The following is a 16,359-nucleotide window of genomic DNA, read 5'->3' as shown; positions in this document are numbered from 1 at the left end:
GACCCGATCACCGGGGACACCCAGCCTGAATACAAATCGCAGGGTACAGAAGGCCACGGTCTTCCGTTCGTCTCGTTTGTAGGCGGTGTTGTCGGTGGTGTTCTCGGCGGGGCTGGCGGAACGCTCATCTATATCGCGCTTCTCGACCTCTACAAGGCAACACTCCCAACCGTCATGGGTGCATCCGCAGCTCAGGTCCTCCCGATCGCAATCTCCGTTGCAGGAATCTTTGCCATCGGTATGTTCCTTGTGAACTCGGTGCTGACTGCTTACAACATCACAGGAACAATCGAGGGCCCGCACGACCCCAAGTTCAAGCGCTGGCCACGGGCAGTCGTTGCATCCGCGGTCGCATCGGCTCTCTGCGGTCTTGTGGCGATCCTGATCGTCACGATCTGAGGTGTTGAAATGTCCATTAAAGTTGAAGTAATCGAAGGAGGCATCCCGCACCCGAAGATCATGGTGGCAGGACTCGTCTGCACGATCGTGTGCCTGTACCTCTCCTATCTCAATGTATACACCAACACCGCGTACTTCTCGTTCTTCGGCGGACTCGCTGTAGTTGCAGCCCTCATCTGGGGAAGCAACACCATCAAGGTGCTCTGCAGTTACGGTATCGGTACCGGTGTACCTTCAGCAGGTATGATCGCATTCGGTTCCGGTGTCATCGCGATGCTCCTTGCAACCAAGTTCGGCATTGCAGCACCTATCGTTGCGCTCGTCCTTGCAGCCGTCATCGGGCTCATCCTGGGATATCTCGCAAACGACGTCCTCAACATGAAGATCCCGGTAATGATCCAGTCACTTACTGAACTCGCCGTTGTCGGGGCACTTACCCTGATGGGCTTTGCTGTCCTTATCACCGGCAGCTTTACGTTCACCGGCCTCACCAGCGGAACGGTGACGCTGTTTGGTGCGCTCACCATGCCCAGTTACCAGGTTTCATTCATCGGCGGCGGACTTACGGCCGTTGCTTTCCTGCTCGGTGCAATCGCAGTCCAGCACCCGTTCAACGCGTGCCTGGGACCCGGCTGGAAACAGGACCGGATGCTCATGCTCACCGCAGAGTGCGGATTTTTGAGCATGATCGTGGCAGCCATCATGTCGTTTGCCCTCATCAGCGCCGGAGCAGCCCTCATCTCGCTCATCATCGCACTGGTCGGATGGGGATACACCTACTGCGAGTACATCGGACTCTCGAAGCGTGACGCGGCAGCATGGCTCGACACTAAACCAATTCCTGAGATGGAGGGACACTAAAATGGCATACGTTCTGGTGCTCCCGGAGTACGGGCTCGTAGCCGATCCCCTCGTCGGGATCATAACTACTGCCGGTGAATCGTTCTCTCCGGTGATTGACAGGGTTACAACCCTCGAAGCCTCGGCAGACGATCTGGTCAACATGCTTTCTGGCGAAGGGATCTATCTTGCATCCTTCCCGAACCGTGAGAAGTCGCTCAAGATTGCCGGTAGTATCAACTCGTTCTGGTATGGACTTGCGATTGGATTACTCATTGCAGGAGTCATTGCATTCCAGTTGATCAAGGTGAGATGATATGGCAGACAAGAAATCACCAGCAAGTGGCTGGCCGCTCGTCAAGGGCGACTTCCACTCCGGTGACGCAAACAGCTGTGTTGCTGTCGTCACCTTCGGATCTCACCTCGACGAAGAAGGTATCTGTGCTGCAGGCGCTGCGATGTGCGGGTCCTGTAAGACCGAGAACCTCGGTCTTGAGAAGGTCATCGCCAATTACATCGCGAACCCCAACATCCGGTTCATGCTCTGCTGCGGTACCGAGGTCAAGGGCCACCTCGCCGGTCAGACTATGATCGCTCTCCATAAAGGTGGTGTCAAAGACGGCAGGGTCGTCGGCGCTGAAGGTGCTATCCCCTTCATTGAGAATCTCAATGACGCGGCGATCAAGCGCTTCCAGGAGCAGATCGAAGTCGTCAACATCATGGAGAGTGAGGATCTCGCCGCCATCAAGGCCAAGATGAATGAACTCAAGGCCAGAGACCCCGGCGCATTCGCGGCTGACGCTATCGTCGTCGAGGTCAAAGAAGCTGCAGGTGGCGCTGAGGAGGCAGGTGGCGTAGTTGCCCCAATCTCCGGCGAGATTGCGATCATCACTGCCCGTATGAAGGTCATCGAGAAGATGGTGACGGATATCGGATACCGGGACAAGTTTGCTTCCGGTGTCTACGCAGGCAAGATCGAGGGTCTGATGATCGGTCTGATCGTCTCGTTCGCCCTGCTCGGATTCATGTGGATGGGGTGAAGTGAGATGGCAGAAGAAGAAGCAAAAGTTGCTGCAGGACCAGTCAGGATGGTTGCAATCGACAATATGGTTGAGAACATCCGCTACAAATCGCAGATTCTGGCACGCACCAACAAGATGGACTCATCAGTCACCGCAACCGGTGTCATCGGGTTCGTTTTGGGATTGCTCTGTGCTATGATCCTGATTGTGGTGCCGGCATTACTGATATGAGGTGAAGACAAATGGCAGACAAGAAATCACCAGCAAGTGGCTGGCCGCTCGTCAAGGGCGACTTCCACTCCGGTGACGCAAACAGCTGTGTTGCTGTCGTCACCTTCGGATCTCACCTCGACGAAGAAGGTATCTGTGCTGCAGGCGCTGCGATGTGCGGGTCCTGTAAGACCGAGAACCTCGGTCTTGAGAAGGTCATCGCCAATTACATCGCGAACCCCAACATCCGGTTCATGCTCTGCTGCGGTACCGAGGTCAAGGGCCACCTCGCCGGTCAGACTATGATCGCCCTCCATAAAGGTGGTGTCAAAGATGGCAGGGTCGTCGGCGCTGAAGGTGCTATCCCCTTCATCGAGAATCTCAATGATGCGGCGATCAAGCGCTTCCAGGAGCAGATCGAAGTCGTCAACATCATGGAAAGTGAGGATCTGAACGCCATCAAGGCCAAGATGAATGAACTCAAGGCCAGAGACCCCGGCGCATTCGCGGCTGACGCTATCGTCGTCGAGGTCAAAGAAGCTGCAGGTGGCGCTGAAGTCGCTGCTGCAGGAGCAAATCCCCAGTTCCTCGAAATCGAGAAGAGACTCGACAAGATCGAGAAGAAAATCGAGTTCGCGGATGCTGAAGTGGCACAGCGTGTTGGGAGAAAGATCGGGAGAGATATCGGCATACTGTACGGCCTCGTTGCAGGATTAATCGTATTTGTCATGCTGCTGTTCATGCTCCAGAAATTGATGGCATTGGTGTAATGGAGGTGTAAAAAAATGTTCAAATTCGAAAAAGAACAGAAGGTCTGGGACTTCAACGGCACTAAACTCGGTGGACAACCCGGGGAGTACCCGACCGTTCTTGCAGCCTCAATCTTCTACAACAAGCATGAGGCTGTGCTGGACGACAAGACAGGAAAGATTAACAAGCCAATGGCTGAAGCACTCTGGAACCGCTGTCAGACACTCTCTGACGCGACCGGTATTCCGCATATGATCCAGATCCTTGCTGAATACCCGGAGGCGTTCGAAAGCTACATCAGCTGGTTCGACAGTATCGACAACAAGACTGCATTCCTGATGGACTCTTCAGTACCAAAGGCACTGGCTCATGCATGCAAGTACGTGACTGATGTCGGGCTCGCACACCGTGCGATCTACAACTCGATCAACGGTTCTATTGCTCAGGAGAACATTGATGCGTTGAAGAACAGTGACGTGGATGCTGCGATTGTCCTCGCATTCAACCCGGCAGACCCGTCAGTTGCCGGCAGGGAGAAAGTGCTCACCGAAGGCGGCGTCGCAGGTCAGAAGATGGGCATGATCCCAATCTCAGAAGAGTGCGGAATCACCCGCCCGATCCTTGATACGGCAGCAACCCCTCTCGGTCTTGGTTCTGGTAGTGCATACCGTGAGATTCTTGCCTGTAAGGCAATCCACGGTTTCCCGACCGGTGGTGCATACCACAACATGACCGTTGCCTGGACATGGCTCCGCCGCTGGAAGGGTACACACAAAACCCCGTCATTATTGGCAGAGGGTTACAAGGGCAACGATGTGCTGCTCGAGCAGATGTCCAAACACTACCTTGGCGGTATCGAGGGCATCAAGCAGGCTGCATGGTCTGCTCCAGATATCGGCTGCAACATGATCGCAAGCACGCTCGGTGCTAACCTGATTATGTACGGTCCAATCGAGAACGTCGAAGCAATGATCACGGCACAGGCATACACGGATATCGCTGTCCTCGAGGCAATGCGCCCCTTGGGTATCGATGTCAAGGCTGAAAACCACCCAATCTTTAAACTCATCTAATTTTTTTTTTGGTGCCGCAGGGCATATTTAAAAAAGAGAAAATTTTCCCTGTAAAGGATGTTAGTTCCCATTATCCCGTGGTGCCGACTCCATTATGTGTCGAAAACGTGCCGACAGCTCTCCTCTGAATCTGCACTGCGCCCCAGCCGGCGCTGGGCTTCGGCCCAGGCCAGGTGATGCGCCACCTCATGCATCGCCGTCAAGTCCATATCCCATCATCCATTGATCCGCACCAGCTGATATAAAACCCGCGTATGAAAAAAGGTGGTTTTGAGAGGGGGGGAGCCATTACCGGCGAGTCGTCCGGTACAGGAGCAGACCGGTGCCACCCAGCACCGCAATAATGGCGGTGATGGGCTGCGCTGCGGCCCGCGTAGTGGTTTTCGCGGCTGCACGGGTGGAAACAACAGGCACCGGTGTGGTCGGCTCCCGGGCGGGGGTAGATGGGAACGTCGGGGTCGTGATCACCGCGGATTGCATCGTGGTCGTGGTCTCTGTCAGGGTGGAGATATGCTCTTCGGGATGCAATGTGTAGGACGTGCTGCTGCTTCCGGTGCGGGTACCGGGGTCCTTCAGGTACACCGAGAGCGTCTTGTAGCTGTCGCTGCCGCCCAGATGCGAGTAATCGACGGGTTCCATGGTCACGTAGACGAGATAGGTTCCCGGATCGATCTTGTTCCAGATCCTTGAACTATCCCATTTCATCGCCCACTGCTGGCTGCTGTCGAGGTCGACGATGGTGAACTCTCCTTGGTCGGCACGCTGGGTCACATCGGTGAGTGTCACGCCGTCTGCGGGAAGACCCGGGCCGGTCATAAACAGGTAGACCTCCGTACCCCGGTAAGAATAGCCGTGCAGGTCGATGACATCACCGAGATAGCCGGCATAGTATTCATCGGCCGCACAGACACCAGCCACCAGCAGGCAGGACACCATACAGAGCAACACGATCGCGGCGGCTCCAAGACGGTACGAGAACAACGAGTGAATCTGGGTCATTACAGGATATAAACTGCCAAGAAGTATATTTGTTGCCAGGCCGACAGGGAATCATCTCTGTAAACATTTACGACGAGAGCTGCCTGGAAAAAAAAGAGCGGGGGTATCAGGAACGTGCCTGAACGGTCAGTACAAGCGATAGATGTAAAACCCGTCCTGTACATGCTCGAGCTGGTCGTAGTCGGCGAGCAGGTTCTTCTGGTTGCCGAAGGAGATGCGGAGAGAGGTTTTGTCCACGCCAAGGAACCGGGCGAGCTCCTCACGCTTCTGTTGCATCACCGGATCATGACTTTTGTGCATCTGACACCCCCATATCCTCATCAGATGAAATCATATGCGTAATCTGTGCACATTCAGCATGGATGTATAAGGTATCAAGACACGTCATTTACACCCTGAATGGCCAAGGGGAATAAACAACCAGGAAAAAAGAGAGATTACAAGAGTCCTGGATTACATTCTGTCAGACATCAAGCGCATCGAATCCCTGTTTTAACACATTCCCGAACTGGACTCTGATCTTCGCGTCCTGATTGCAGACAGGACATTTATAATCATCAGGAAGATCTTCGAACTTTGTACCAGGCTTTATGCCATTGTGGGGTTCACCGCGTTTCTCGTCATACACATACCCGCAAATCACACAGATGTACCGGGTGGGCACCCACTCGTCAAAACCCCATGTGCCGATCTTGCCGCGTCCCTCGTACCCGCAGACCGGGCAGACATAGTCTTCGGGAAGGTCTTCAAAGGGGGTTCCCGCCGGGATACCGTTGTGCGGTTCCCCGCGGAGCGGCGAGTAGATATACCCGCAGAGCCGGCACTTGTACCGCTTCAGTTTGAACACGGAAACCTTCTTTTTAGGAGATTTATTTACGGTTTTTTTCCCACCGGCCTTTCCTTTTTTTAGTCCTGTGGTTTCCTTTGCCGATGCGGCCGTTTTTTGAGTGACTGCTCTTTTCATCGGTACCGGGGATTTTGCCGGGCGCACGACCCGCTTTCCCGCTTTAGATCCGGAAGATCCGGAAACTTTCTTCGTTCCTGGCATGGGTACTCTCCGAACCGGGCGATCCGGGCGGATGAGGCCGGCCCGGGAAACGCCCGCTATAACGGATGATGGCAACTACCGGATATTATATATTTTGAATGATGCAACCGGATCGACGGGAGATAGTGATATGCACCATCCAGACGCGTAACACCTGTTATACCAAACACCTCCCTTACCAGCAAACCAGATGAGGCAAAACACCATGGCAGAAATCACCTCCTACCGGCGATCGCTCGGGCTTGTTGAGCTCGTAAGCCTCGGGGTCGGAGGGACGATCGGTTCCGGTATTTTTGTCGTCCCGGGCATTGCCGCACGGCTCACCGGCGTCTGGTCGCTCTGCGCGTGGCTGATCGTCGCCGTCTCCGCATCCTGCGTACTGTTCTCCCTTGCCTCGGTGTCTACCCGGTTCACGGACTCAGGGGGTTTCTACTCCCTCTTTGAGTCCGTCTTTGGGCGGAAGGCGGCAGCCCCGTTGATCATCTTGTACCTCGTTTCATCCATCTTCGGGATTTCGACTATCGCCGCCGGCATCGGGCAGTATATCGGCTACTTCGGGCTCGCGCAGGTACTCCTCATCGAGATCGGGATCATCGCCGGGTTCTGCTGCATCAATATCATCGGGATCTCCCTTGCGGGAAAGACCGAAACCATCCTCACCCTCATCAAGATCGTCCCCCTGATCCTGATCGCGCTCCTCCTTCTCCCGTTTGTCAGGCTGGAGAACCTTGCTCCCGCGGCCCCACTCACCACCGCCGGCCTGCTTGCGACAGTTATTATCGTGTACTGGCCGTTTACCGGTTTTGAAATCAGCGCCATCCCCGTCGAGGAGACCACCGATCCCCGGCTCATTAAAAAAGCCCTGACCTGCGTCATGGTGATCGTCGTCTCGGTCTATCTCCTCCTCAACGTCGCGCTGATCGGGAGCGTTGGCACCGGCGTACTCGCCGCATCACCAGCACCCGTCGCAACCGCAGCGGCGCTTTTTATGGCTGACGCCGGGCCGGTGGTGGCCTGTATCGGCATCGTCGCTATGCTCTCGGCAATCAACGCGTACATTGTCGGCACTTCAAGGATCCTCCAGAACCTTTCGGCACGGTTTGGTATCCCCCGGCTCCGCGATCTGGGTGCACGGGGCACACCGGTATATGCACTGGTCGCCGGGTGCGGCGTTGCCGCAGCACTCCTGCTCTTCTCCAATCACTTTGACCAGCTGGCAAGCATCTCCGTGATCACGACCCTCATTCCGTACCTGTTCTTCTGTATCGCTTCGTGGATCCTCATCACGGAGACACGGATGCGGCTGGTATCTGCGGCTGGCGCCCTCTCCACGTTCGCCATCCTGATACTCTATTTCCTGATATGAGCCCCGCCCTCTCCTAGGCCCGGACCACGATGACAAAATCCGTGAATTTATCCATCAGAACCGCACATGATCTGCAGTAGTGATATGGCGGACCTCGTTTCAGGTATAATCTATGCGTTTGCGGCGCTTTTTGTGATCCTCGACCCGCTCTTATCGGTTCCGATCTTTGCCAGCATGACAAAAGGACAGCCCTCGCGGGAGATCCACAAGCAGGCATTCATTGCCGTGGCAGTGGCCGGGATCCTGATGTATATCTTCCTCATCTTCAATACCGCCATTTTCAGTATCCTCGGCCTGACGCTCTCCACGTTCCAGATCGCCGGGGGGATCCTGCTCTTTTTGCTGGGAATGGAGATGGCGCTTGGCATCGATCTCTGCAGGTCGAAGGATGCGGCCCCTACCGCAGCAGGCGTCGTGATAGGTACGCCAATCCTCTGCGGTCCCGGCGCGATCACGACCGTGATGCTCCTCTCAAAGGATTATGGCATTCTCATCCCGTTTATCGCGATCACACTCTGCCTTGCGGCGACCTGGATCATCCTGTATTTTTCAGCGGGTATCCAGAGGATTCTTGGTACCGTTGTCACGGATATCATGGGAAAGGTCCTCGGGATGCTCGTCGCGGCCATTGCCATAAAGATCATTTTCTCAGGGATTATCGGGACGCTGGGCCTGCCCATTACGATCTGAAACGAACAAAACGCCCTCTTTTTTTGGTATCTCCGCTCCCGTGTATCAGGCTATGAAAAAAGATCCGGGGCAAGAGATCTAAAACATCACCGTTTGAGCGACCAGACTTCGACCATATGGTGCGGGTGGTACCGCTGCTTTGCCTCGCGGAGACCGCAAACGCCAAGGTCGCTCTCCCGGTTGATGTATTCCACTTCACCGGCAAGAAAAGCCGCCGTCTCTGCGTTGATCGCCTTGTAGATCCCTTCGCAGTCCGGCAGCCCTTTCTCGAAATGGACGAGCGCAGTATCTGAGTTAAGGTGCTCGAACAGAGATATGGCAGCGACCTGCGACATGACCCGGATCAGGAGACCACGCAGAGGGAGTTCGGCGAAATGCTCGATGGCATAGAATACCGCCTCCTTCTCGTGGGCGAGCACCAGATCGTTCTCGCACCCCTTCCACTCGCACCACTTCACCAGAAATCCCATCACTTCTTCCCGGTTGGCGGGCGAGATCGGCTCGACCGTGTGACGGCAGTTCTTCCGGAATTTGTTGATCTGGCTGCGGATCTTGAGGTAGTTCTTTCCCGGGAGCTCGGCAAGGTCCAGAGCCCGGTACACGTACTCGAAGTGGTTCCGGTCCGGGACGAGAGTGAGGGTGGGATCGAGCTCCCGCATCCACTGTGCTGTTGCCGGATCGATGAGGACGATCGGGATGTCGTCACCGATATCCATCGCAAACCGGATGATATCCTTCATGAGCGCCGGGTCGCGGGGGCCGATGGGCGGGCGGAACCGGGTCACCCCGGCAATCGTACTTGCAAGGATCACATTCCCGTTCACGTACGCGTACCGATACTGGGCAAAATGGTTCCAGCAGACCATGTTCGTGAATGTATTATCGCTGTGGGTCTGCGGGTACAGCGCGTAGTGGCGCTCGAAAAATGCCCGGTCGGCAAGGGTCACCGGCCTGAAATCTTCCTGTCCAAGCATCACGGATCACCTTGGTATATCAGGGGGATATACCCCTCCATCCGGGCAAATCCCAGCGGAACGTAGAAGTTTTCCGAACCGGGCTCGGCAACAAGGGCGATCCATGAGATCCCCGCTTCCCTGCACCGCGCAACAAGCAGGGAGACCATCGCCGTACCCAGATCACGCCGCCGGTACCGGGGGAACACCACGAGATCCTGGATATATGCATCCGATACCCCGTCCGAGATCGCACGCCCCATCCCTACCGCACGGCCGCTTTTTTTTTCGGCCGCGACCACGAATGCAAAACTGCCGCTGATAAGTGGGGAGATCTCGGCAGGATCGTACTCGTCCTTCCACCAGCCGCCGGCCTGGTACAGTGCGACGATCTCCTCTGCATCCCACGAGCGCACGAGCGAGACGCAGATATCATCCGTGTTCATCGCACGCGACCTCCCCCGACAAAAAACAACGGATAAGAAGAGACCAAATTTTTTTGCAGGTTTCGGGCCATCGCTGTCATTGGAGACCGGCTATGCTGACTTTCCGCGAACTGCCTGCAACTGCCCGATAGCAGTATCGACAATCGCCCCGAGTTCACCAATTCCCCAGTGCTCCGAGTTGAGGATAATGTGGTAGATTGAAAGATCGTTGATGTCGATATCGTAGTACTGCCGGTACCTCACCGCTTCGCAGTGCTCGCGTTCGAGCGTGATCGTCTTTGCCGTCTCAACATCGGCAATCTGGTCGCGGAACACGATCCGTTCGAGTCGGCAGCCGATGGGGGCAAAGAGCCAGATCCTGAGATCAGCCTTATCCACCATCCAGCCGGAGAGCCGGCCCTCAATAATGATATTGTCTCTCTGCTCCGCAATCTCTTTTTGCCGGGCATCGATCATCTTATCATAGGCCGGGTCCTGTTCGGCAAGCCGACCGAATTCGGCAAGTCCCATGTTGTGCTCTTTCGCACATTCACGGAAGACCTCGCCGGCCGAGATCATGGTAAACCCATGGTGTTCTGCAAGATACCGTGAGAGCGAGGTGGTCCCGCTGCCGGGAAGCCCGCTCACGGTGATCCGCATCAGATTCCCCCGATGTTGAGGGCTTTCCTTATCACCTGGCTGATCGTGATCGAACAGATCATATACCAGATGATCCATGCAGGAATAACCCAGAGCAGGGGCGCCGTCAGGCTCAGCGTCCCGTAGTATGGGAGCGTGATCGTATTGTGGATCTGGCTGAGCCGGTACAGGAGCCAGAAGAAGATCGGGACCGTCAGGACCAGGATGTATGCCATCGGCTTGAACTGCTGCTGGGAGAGTTCGAGCTGCTCCTTCATCATGCGGTCTTTTTTTGTGTCCAGTTTCTTGATCCTCTTCTCATCCTGGGATAACATGGCTTCCCGGTATTCTTTCTGAAACACCTTCATCCGGTCCTGCACATCTGTCATCCGCTCGTAATCGATCGTGTACTTCTGGATAATCGAGGAGTACAGGCCGGTGGCTGCAGAGAGGATCACGATCAGGATGAAAAACGGTATTTTGAAACTTTCCACGAGCGGCGCAAACAGGGAATCAATACCCTGCCCCACGCCGACCCGCAGCCACGCGATGCTGTACGAGACCATCATCAGCATCATAAAGAGCAATGCGACGTACAACCCGTACTTGTCCCAGAATTTTCCTAAGTCCATGAAGTCACCTTAAATGAGATTACCTGAGGACGTCCGCCATCTCCGCAGCGGCAAGATCCAGCAGGTGATCGGGGTTGGTGATGATCTTGATTGTACACCCGGTTAGCATGGCATACGCGGCGGCGATAGCCCGGTTGAATTCCTGGTGCTCGGCAATCGCACGCGCACCCTCCTTGTCCCGGGTTCTCGTCTCATCGGTCAGGCGACGCATGAGGATCTGGTCATTATCCGTTTCAACGAGAATGATGACATCGGGCATGATCTCGCGGAGCACCCATTCCGGAAGCCCGGCGAGATAGCCCTTGGGGGTTTTCACCGATGCGTGCGTGTCGATCATGACGTTACCGGGAATCTTTGCGATCGCCTGCGCCGCGCGCTGCTGGAGCCGTTTTTGATCGGCCCGGTCAAGCGTCCGCATCTGGTCGCGATCCTGCACGAGCCCCTCGCTCTTGGCAACTTCGAACATGAAGGTGCCAAAATTGATAGGCTGGTAGTCCACCCCTTCGCTTTTGAGTTGGGTTAATGCCTTGTTAATGACCGTTGTCTTACCGACACCCGGCACACCCGTGATAATGACCTTTTTTCCTGCCATGCCCGTCCCTTCCTCAAATCAGTCTTTGCCAAAGAATGTCCGCATGAACGGATACATCTCCATGATCTGCTGGCTCGCTATCTCTTCGTACAGCCTGTACGTGATACTCACGGTCAGTAACAACCCCGTACCGCTGACAGACCCGATGACACCAAAGAGGTTCGCGACCACACTGAGGATACCGATGAACACACCACCGATGATCGTAACACGGGGGATGTACCGGTCCAGGTACTTCTCCAGCACTTGGGGATTTCTCCGGTAACCGGGGATCGACATGCCGGACAACTGGATCTGCCGGGCCACATCCTTTGAATCGAGACCTGCGGTCTTGATCCAGAAAAGCGCGAAGATCGCACCGCCCACCACCATGAAGGTGATATCAACCCCCATACGCAGGAGGACTTCCCACGGCGCATGCCCGAGATCGGTCGCCCACCACATCCAGCTGGACGGGCCGTTGATAGGCGCAAGGAAGTACATCAGGCCGGAGGTTGGCGTCTGGCCATTGAATTTACCCAGGATGGTGATACCCACATTGGAGAGGAACATCCCCACCATCTGGATGTTTGCCTGGAGCACTCTTACGAGGATCATTGGCAGGACACTGGCGTAGATCAGCTTGACCGGGAAACGAGCCCGGGCACCCCTCACCTGTGCATGGGCAAGGGGGATCTCGATACGGGTGGATTCCACGTAGACGATGATTAAGAAGATTGCAATCGTTGTGGCAAAAGCAAGGAGATCATTCCCGAAATACTGGAGGAAATTCGCACCATCAAATACGACCGCGAACAGGCGCGGGAAGAACCCGACCGGATAGGGATCGCTGACTGCGGTCCAGTTGATGAACCCGTTCACGAGGGCCTGCGAGATACCGGCAATAATGAAGAGTCCGACACCGGAACCGATACCCCACTTGGTAACCACTTCATCCATCAAGAAGACAAGGACACCACCGATACAGATCTGGATAAAGATCAACAGCGAGACCGCAAAGAGGTTGCCGCCGAAGAACTGTGCTGCAATGGTGGGATCGGGCTGCATGAACCCGCCGATGAGGTTAGGCGCGGCCTCGATCACGATCATAACGAGAATGAGGATCTTCTGGAGACCCATGTACATGACCTGTCCACGGGCCTCGCTCGTATCGATATGGAGGATATCGGCACCTTTTAAGAGCTGGAGCACGATGGATGCGGTGACGATCGGCCCGATACCGAGGTGCACGATCGAACCGCTTGCACCGGCGAGCAGGGCACGCCAGTACATGAAAACATCCTGTGAACTGGATGCAAGCCCGAATACCGGGATATTCGTGAGTGCAAAATACAGAATTAAAATTCCCAGTGTCCATAGCAGTTTATTCTTGAAGTGGACATGCCCGTCCGGGCTCTTGACTGCGGGCATCGCAGCAAGAATGGGTTCCATTCGATCCAGCAGGTCTCCCATTATTTCACCAAAAAATCAGGTGGGTCAGACGACCTGCGTCTTTCCACCAGTCTTCTCGATCTTTGCCTTTGCCTGTTCAGAAAACGCAGCTGCGGAGATGTGAAGTTTCTTTGTGACTTTACCGCTGCCCAGCACCTTTTCGATGCCGATATCGGCGGCGTTTAAGACAATTGCATCTCCTTCCTGTTTGGCGATTCCCTGTGCAAGGAGCGAGGGTACGATCTGATCGATAATCCCGATATCCATTGAGGAAACGGTGACGGCAGGATTATGGAAGAATCCGTTCTTACCAAAGACAGGTCCTCCCATTTCCATATACCACTTGACAAAGTGGTGGGCATTGATGCCTGCGCGTCCCCTTCCGCCACGGTTGCCTGCACCCCGGCGGTTCTTGTGGGTTCCACCGCCGCACGTCCGCGTTCCGCGGTATTTTGAACGTTTGTTGGTTGGCATCTCTTCACCTCATCTTATAGAGGAGAGTATTGATCTCCGGACCATAATAGCCAAGCGCTCCGCCTTGTACAAACGTGCGCTTCGTGGTCTTGTATCCCTTGCGTGGCGGGTGGAGCCGGAGGACCGGCTTGAGGCCCGGGATGTCGCGCAACTTCGACTCGCCCTTTGCCAGTGCCTGCGCAAATTCGATGATACCGCTGAAGGTCGAGTTGGACTTGATGTACTCGTCCGTTAAGGGATCATCGCCTATCACACGGCCACGGGTCTTGAGCAGGGTCTCAAGGGTTGCTGCATCCACTTCCCCATACGCAACGTAATCCTGTACCTTGCGGATCATTCCGAGGTTCTCGGGTGTATCTGCCACGAGCACGCAGTGGTTGATGTGGTGCAGACGGAGCATCTTTAACGTGTCTTTGATGTCCTGGCGGGTGTTAACCACGCCGCGGACCTGCACGACTGCGTACATTTACTCTGACCCCCCTGTGCGGATCATGTTGGTTTCTTTTAACGCGTTGAACGTCGCCTTTGCAAAGTTGATCGTCGTACGTGTCTGTCCGCGCGCAAATGTCCAGACATCCTTGATACCGGCGAGTTCGAGCACTTTCTTGCTGATATCGCCGGTGACAAGGCCGATACCCTGCGGTGCGGGCTTGAGGGTGATCCGGACACTACCGGCCGCTCCCACAACCTGCATCGGGATGGAGTGCATAACACCGCATCCGCATTCCCAGCTGCCGCACCCGCGGCGCACCTTTACAAGGTTCATCTTTGCCTTGGTGATCGCTTTCTTGATTGCGTCACCGACCTGGACGTCTTTTCCCTGGCCAAATCCGATGTACCCGTTCCGGTTGCCGACAATCACGACAGCACGGAACTGGACACGGCGGCCCGAGTCGGTCATCCTCTGCATCATGGCGATATCAAGAACCTCATCTTCAAGGTCCGGGAGGAACATATCGACGATCTCGGGTTCCTTGATCGGTCTGCCGCACTCAAGGACCTGATCGATACTCTTGATCTCCCCTGATGCAACAAGCTTGCCAAGACCGGTGACCGGGCGCCATTCTGCCTTTTCGTATGCCATTTACACCAGCTCCTTCTTTATGGCGGCTGCCACCTGTTCGACATTCTTGACGATATCTTTGGCTTTATCGTTGTAGGCCGCGATATGCGCACCCATAAGCCGTTCCTCTGAGGGAACGATCCCTTCGCCGTACGGGATCTCAAGACCTGCATCGACTGCGCCCTTGAGCGCAGCAAAGACACGTGCTCCCGGGGTTGCCCGGTTGAGCCCGATATCGAGGATCGCACGGCCCTGCCCTGCTTTCTTTGCTTTTGCAGCAAAGAGCATTCCCGTAAGGTATGCTGCAGGTGTGTTTGCAGTTGCCCCGGTGTATCCGTACTTTTCAAGTTCGGCGGAATTTGCCGATACAAGGGTCTTGTCCCCGTCCATCTCGGCGGTGACCAGCTGCACGAGGATATGCCGGTTTGTCCTGCGTACGACCATACGTGGCGCATCAGCGACAACGAGTTTGGTTCTCTGGTAATAATCGGTTCTGCCTTCTCTCCGCCTGCGGAAAGGGACTAAATACCGTGGTCCGGTCGCCATGTTACTTCAGCCTCCCGGCAATGATCTCCATCTGTGCTTTCATGTGCGCGACACTTCGGAACTGCCCGCCGGCTGCCTTGCGGTAGATGACCCGGTAGAGGTGCCGGTCTATGGTACCGGCCTCGCGGAGTGCGACGAGTGCTTTTCTGATTGCACGGATCTTCTGGATCCATGCCCGCTTGCTGGGGGTCCGTGCGCCCTGTGCGCCTTTCCGTTTCCCGACTCCCTTGCGGTGTCCGTATGCCCGCTTCGCGGTGCGTATGCGTGCCCGGCCGCGGCTGACGCCTTTCTTCTGGTGCGCCTTGATCGCACCATCGGTGATGAGCCCGCGCAGGTCCTCACGTGAGATTGCATTCTCGATGTCCGAGATACGCTCGGGGTCGAACCAGACACGGTTGACACCGCATTTGAGTAAGGATGCGGCAAGCCGCTTCTGGCTGGCAACATCAGTCATTCTTCTTCACCCCGGATGAAGGTTTTTTCTTTGCTTTGGCCTTTTCTGCCGTAGCTTTCTCCCCGCCAGAGGGCTTCTTCTCCGATTTTACAGGAGCGGCTTTCTTTGCCGGGGCCTTTGCCGCTTCTTTTGCTTTAGGCTTTGCGGATTTCTCCACTTTCTTTTCAGTTTCTTTCGCCGCGGGCTTGGACTTGGATGCGGAGGCTTTTACCGGCCTTTTCTCTACAGCGCCTTTCTTTTTGGCATCTCCTGCCCTGGAACTGCCTTTCTTTGCCGGGGCCTCTTTTCTGGCCTCTTTTGCCTTGGTCTCTTTCTTGTCCTTTACCGCTTCTTTTTCCGTTTCAGCAGGTATCTCCTTCTTAACGGGTTCCTTGATGACCCGGGGGTTAAGGATCTTGAATCCTGCTTCTGTCGCCTTTTCCTGAAGGGCTTTGCGCTTGCGTCCACCGACGCCGGCTGATATCCGGATCGCCTGGGTCTTCGTGTTCAGGTTTTCAAGATCTTTTTGGGTGAAAACCAGTACTTCAAAGAACCCGCTGGGGTGCATACCGCGCACCGCAACCGGGCTGCCAAAGCCGGGCTTGGGGAGGTTTCCCTTCGCCTTCTTCTGCTCCCGCTGTTTGTTGTGCTGTCCGCGGGGCTTTCTCCATGAATCGGAGAGCTGTCTCTTCTTGCCAAACCCGTCGCGCTTGAAGACGGCACCTTTCTCTGTGCGCACACGGATCAGTCGCTTGGTTTCAGTTGTCATTGCTC

General features: G+C 55.5%; 24 protein-coding genes. 9 read left to right on the top strand and 15 right to left on the bottom strand.

What is annotated here, in order from left to right; translation table 11 throughout:
* From mtrD to mtrH, 7 genes are all read left to right on the top strand, one after another.
* Positions 1-399 (top strand): tetrahydromethanopterin S-methyltransferase subunit D (mtrD, locus tag QZN75_RS05740; RefSeq protein ID WP_292425933.1); only part of this gene is annotated, 399 nt, incomplete at its 5' end.
* Positions 400-408: 9 nt separating this feature from the next.
* On the top strand, positions 409-1,260 hold the full coding sequence (gene mtrC / locus QZN75_RS05735; protein WP_292425930.1) for a tetrahydromethanopterin S-methyltransferase subunit MtrC: 852 nt from the start codon (positions 409-411) through the stop codon (positions 1,258-1,260).
* Position 1,261: 1 nt separating this feature from the next.
* Positions 1,262-1,555 (top strand): tetrahydromethanopterin S-methyltransferase subunit MtrB, encoded by a 294-nt coding sequence (mtrB, locus tag QZN75_RS05730; RefSeq protein WP_292425927.1) that lies wholly within the window; start codon positions 1,262-1,264, stop codon positions 1,553-1,555.
* A gap of 1 nt (position 1,556) precedes the next feature.
* Positions 1,557-2,279 (top strand): tetrahydromethanopterin S-methyltransferase subunit A, encoded by a 723-nt coding sequence (gene mtrA, locus QZN75_RS05725; RefSeq protein WP_292425924.1) that lies wholly within the window; start codon positions 1,557-1,559, stop codon positions 2,277-2,279.
* A gap of 6 nt (positions 2,280-2,285) precedes the next feature.
* Positions 2,286-2,492 carry a tetrahydromethanopterin S-methyltransferase subunit F gene (locus tag QZN75_RS05720; protein WP_292425921.1) on the top strand — a complete coding sequence of 69 codons (207 nt, stop codon included), beginning with the start codon at positions 2,286-2,288 and terminating at the stop codon, positions 2,490-2,492.
* An 11-nt stretch (positions 2,493-2,503) separates the two neighbouring features.
* A complete protein-coding gene (gene mtrA / locus QZN75_RS05715; protein WP_292425918.1) occupies positions 2,504-3,241 on the top strand; it encodes a tetrahydromethanopterin S-methyltransferase subunit A in 738 nt (245 codons plus the stop codon).
* A 15-nt stretch (positions 3,242-3,256) separates the two neighbouring features.
* Positions 3,257-4,294 (top strand): tetrahydromethanopterin S-methyltransferase subunit H, encoded by a 1,038-nt coding sequence (gene mtrH, locus QZN75_RS05710; RefSeq protein ID WP_292425917.1) that lies wholly within the window; start codon positions 3,257-3,259, stop codon positions 4,292-4,294.
* 288 nt (positions 4,295-4,582) lie between these two features.
* Here mtrH and QZN75_RS05705 read toward each other — a convergent pair whose 3' ends face one another.
* From QZN75_RS05705 to QZN75_RS05695, 3 genes are all read right to left on the bottom strand, one after another.
* Positions 4,583-5,293, bottom strand: coding sequence for a hypothetical protein (locus QZN75_RS05705; RefSeq protein ID WP_292425914.1), 711 nt, complete (start codon positions 5,291-5,293; stop codon positions 4,583-4,585).
* Between the two features lie 126 nt (positions 5,294-5,419).
* Positions 5,420-5,593: a hypothetical protein gene (locus tag QZN75_RS05700; RefSeq protein WP_292425910.1), complete on the bottom strand. Its 174-nt coding sequence runs from the start codon at positions 5,591-5,593 to the stop codon at positions 5,420-5,422.
* A 163-nt stretch (positions 5,594-5,756) separates the two neighbouring features.
* The gene (locus QZN75_RS05695) at positions 5,757-6,140 is read right to left on the bottom strand and encodes a rubredoxin (RefSeq protein WP_292425907.1); all 384 of its coding nucleotides are present in this window, start codon (positions 6,138-6,140) and stop codon (positions 5,757-5,759) included.
* 406 nt (positions 6,141-6,546) lie between these two features.
* On the opposite strand from QZN75_RS05695, the gene QZN75_RS05690 reads away from it, so the two are divergent.
* Both QZN75_RS05690 and QZN75_RS05685 read left to right on the top strand, forming a co-directional pair.
* Positions 6,547-7,707 (top strand): APC family permease, encoded by a 1,161-nt coding sequence (locus tag QZN75_RS05690; protein WP_292425905.1) that lies wholly within the window; start codon positions 6,547-6,549, stop codon positions 7,705-7,707.
* An 84-nt stretch (positions 7,708-7,791) separates the two neighbouring features.
* A complete protein-coding gene (locus tag QZN75_RS05685) occupies positions 7,792-8,397 on the top strand; it encodes a MarC family protein (protein ID WP_292425902.1) in 606 nt (201 codons plus the stop codon).
* A gap of 86 nt (positions 8,398-8,483) precedes the next feature.
* Here QZN75_RS05685 and QZN75_RS05680 read toward each other — a convergent pair whose 3' ends face one another.
* From QZN75_RS05680 to QZN75_RS05625, 12 genes are all read right to left on the bottom strand, one after another.
* Entirely contained in the window at positions 8,484-9,371 is an 888-nt protein-coding gene (locus QZN75_RS05680) for a DUF2156 domain-containing protein (protein ID WP_292425899.1), read from the bottom strand.
* On the bottom strand, positions 9,371-9,796 hold the full coding sequence (locus QZN75_RS05675) for a GNAT family N-acetyltransferase (protein WP_292425896.1): 426 nt from the start codon (positions 9,794-9,796) through the stop codon (positions 9,371-9,373). The genes QZN75_RS05680 and QZN75_RS05675 overlap by 1 nt, the downstream gene beginning before the upstream one ends.
* A gap of 90 nt (positions 9,797-9,886) precedes the next feature.
* Positions 9,887-10,435, bottom strand: coding sequence for a (d)CMP kinase (gene cmk, locus QZN75_RS05670; protein ID WP_292425892.1), 549 nt, complete (start codon positions 10,433-10,435; stop codon positions 9,887-9,889).
* Positions 10,435-11,046 carry a DUF106 domain-containing protein gene (locus QZN75_RS05665; RefSeq protein WP_292425888.1) on the bottom strand — a complete coding sequence of 204 codons (612 nt, stop codon included), beginning with the start codon at positions 11,044-11,046 and terminating at the stop codon, positions 10,435-10,437. The genes cmk and QZN75_RS05665 overlap by 1 nt, the downstream gene beginning before the upstream one ends.
* A 19-nt stretch (positions 11,047-11,065) precedes the next feature.
* Positions 11,066-11,638: an adenylate kinase gene (locus QZN75_RS05660; RefSeq protein ID WP_292425886.1), complete on the bottom strand. Its 573-nt coding sequence runs from the start codon at positions 11,636-11,638 to the stop codon at positions 11,066-11,068.
* Positions 11,639-11,656: 18 nt separating this feature from the next.
* On the bottom strand, positions 11,657-13,090 hold the full coding sequence (gene secY, locus QZN75_RS05655; RefSeq protein ID WP_292425882.1) for a preprotein translocase subunit SecY: 1,434 nt from the start codon (positions 13,088-13,090) through the stop codon (positions 11,657-11,659).
* 24 nt (positions 13,091-13,114) lie between these two features.
* The gene (locus tag QZN75_RS05650) at positions 13,115-13,543 is read right to left on the bottom strand and encodes an uL15 family ribosomal protein (RefSeq protein ID WP_292425879.1); all 429 of its coding nucleotides are present in this window, start codon (positions 13,541-13,543) and stop codon (positions 13,115-13,117) included.
* Positions 13,544-13,547: 4 nt separating this feature from the next.
* Positions 13,548-14,009: a 50S ribosomal protein L30 gene (locus QZN75_RS05645; protein ID WP_292425876.1), complete on the bottom strand. Its 462-nt coding sequence runs from the start codon at positions 14,007-14,009 to the stop codon at positions 13,548-13,550.
* Complete coding sequence (locus tag QZN75_RS05640) at positions 14,010-14,627, bottom strand: 30S ribosomal protein S5 (protein WP_292425873.1); 618 nt, start codon at positions 14,625-14,627, stop codon at positions 14,010-14,012.
* Positions 14,628-15,152 (bottom strand): 50S ribosomal protein L18, encoded by a 525-nt coding sequence (locus tag QZN75_RS05635; RefSeq protein ID WP_292425869.1) that lies wholly within the window; start codon positions 15,150-15,152, stop codon positions 14,628-14,630.
* A gap of 1 nt (position 15,153) precedes the next feature.
* Positions 15,154-15,606, bottom strand: coding sequence for a 50S ribosomal protein L19e (locus QZN75_RS05630; protein ID WP_292425866.1), 453 nt, complete (start codon positions 15,604-15,606; stop codon positions 15,154-15,156).
* Entirely contained in the window at positions 15,599-16,354 is a 756-nt protein-coding gene (locus tag QZN75_RS05625) for a 50S ribosomal protein L32e (RefSeq protein ID WP_292425863.1), read from the bottom strand. Before QZN75_RS05625 ends, QZN75_RS05630 begins: the two co-directional genes overlap by 8 nt.
* Positions 16,355-16,359 lie beyond the last annotated feature (5 nt).

It is taken from the genome of Methanoregula sp. (genome assembly GCF_003170075.1).
Lineage (GTDB): Archaea > Halobacteriota > Methanomicrobia > Methanomicrobiales > Methanospirillaceae > Methanoregula.
Note: the sequence above shows the minus strand (reverse complement) of the source record. Positions and strands in the feature narration are given on the sequence as shown.

Excerpts from the sequence above, each read along its gene's own strand:
- mtrC (WP_292425930.1), top strand. The coding sequence starts at position 409 with ATGTCCATTAAAGTTGAAGTAATCGAAGGAGGCATCCCGCACCCGAAG.
- mtrB (WP_292425927.1), top strand. The coding sequence starts at position 1,262 with ATGGCATACGTTCTGGTGCTCCCGGAGTACGGGCTCGTAGCCGATCCC.
- mtrA (WP_292425924.1), top strand. The coding sequence starts at position 1,557 with ATGGCAGACAAGAAATCACCAGCAAGTGGCTGGCCGCTCGTCAAGGGC.
- QZN75_RS05720 (WP_292425921.1), top strand. The coding sequence starts at position 2,286 with ATGGCAGAAGAAGAAGCAAAAGTTGCTGCAGGACCAGTCAGGATGGTT.
- mtrA (WP_292425918.1), top strand. The coding sequence starts at position 2,504 with ATGGCAGACAAGAAATCACCAGCAAGTGGCTGGCCGCTCGTCAAGGGC.
- mtrH (WP_292425917.1), top strand. The coding sequence starts at position 3,257 with ATGTTCAAATTCGAAAAAGAACAGAAGGTCTGGGACTTCAACGGCACT.
- QZN75_RS05705 (WP_292425914.1), bottom strand. The coding sequence starts at position 5,293 with ATGACCCAGATTCACTCGTTGTTCTCGTACCGTCTTGGAGCCGCCGCG.
- QZN75_RS05700 (WP_292425910.1), bottom strand. The coding sequence starts at position 5,593 with ATGCACAAAAGTCATGATCCGGTGATGCAACAGAAGCGTGAGGAGCTC.
- QZN75_RS05690 (WP_292425905.1), top strand. The coding sequence starts at position 6,547 with ATGGCAGAAATCACCTCCTACCGGCGATCGCTCGGGCTTGTTGAGCTC.
- QZN75_RS05685 (WP_292425902.1), top strand. The coding sequence starts at position 7,792 with ATGGCGGACCTCGTTTCAGGTATAATCTATGCGTTTGCGGCGCTTTTT.
- QZN75_RS05680 (WP_292425899.1), bottom strand. The coding sequence starts at position 9,371 with ATGCTTGGACAGGAAGATTTCAGGCCGGTGACCCTTGCCGACCGGGCA.
- QZN75_RS05675 (WP_292425896.1), bottom strand. The coding sequence starts at position 9,796 with ATGAACACGGATGATATCTGCGTCTCGCTCGTGCGCTCGTGGGATGCA.
- cmk (WP_292425892.1), bottom strand. The coding sequence starts at position 10,435 with ATGCGGATCACCGTGAGCGGGCTTCCCGGCAGCGGGACCACCTCGCTC.
- QZN75_RS05665 (WP_292425888.1), bottom strand. The coding sequence starts at position 11,046 with ATGGACTTAGGAAAATTCTGGGACAAGTACGGGTTGTACGTCGCATTG.
- QZN75_RS05660 (WP_292425886.1), bottom strand. The coding sequence starts at position 11,638 with ATGGCAGGAAAAAAGGTCATTATCACGGGTGTGCCGGGTGTCGGTAAG.
- secY (WP_292425882.1), bottom strand. The coding sequence starts at position 13,090 with ATGGGAGACCTGCTGGATCGAATGGAACCCATTCTTGCTGCGATGCCC.
- QZN75_RS05650 (WP_292425879.1), bottom strand. The coding sequence starts at position 13,543 with ATGCCAACCAACAAACGTTCAAAATACCGCGGAACGCGGACGTGCGGC.
- QZN75_RS05645 (WP_292425876.1), bottom strand. The coding sequence starts at position 14,009 with ATGTACGCAGTCGTGCAGGTCCGCGGCGTGGTTAACACCCGCCAGGAC.
- QZN75_RS05640 (WP_292425873.1), bottom strand. The coding sequence starts at position 14,627 with ATGGCATACGAAAAGGCAGAATGGCGCCCGGTCACCGGTCTTGGCAAG.
- QZN75_RS05635 (WP_292425869.1), bottom strand. The coding sequence starts at position 15,152 with ATGGCGACCGGACCACGGTATTTAGTCCCTTTCCGCAGGCGGAGAGAA.
- QZN75_RS05630 (WP_292425866.1), bottom strand. The coding sequence starts at position 15,606 with ATGACTGATGTTGCCAGCCAGAAGCGGCTTGCCGCATCCTTACTCAAA.
- QZN75_RS05625 (WP_292425863.1), bottom strand. The coding sequence starts at position 16,354 with ATGACAACTGAAACCAAGCGACTGATCCGTGTGCGCACAGAGAAAGGT.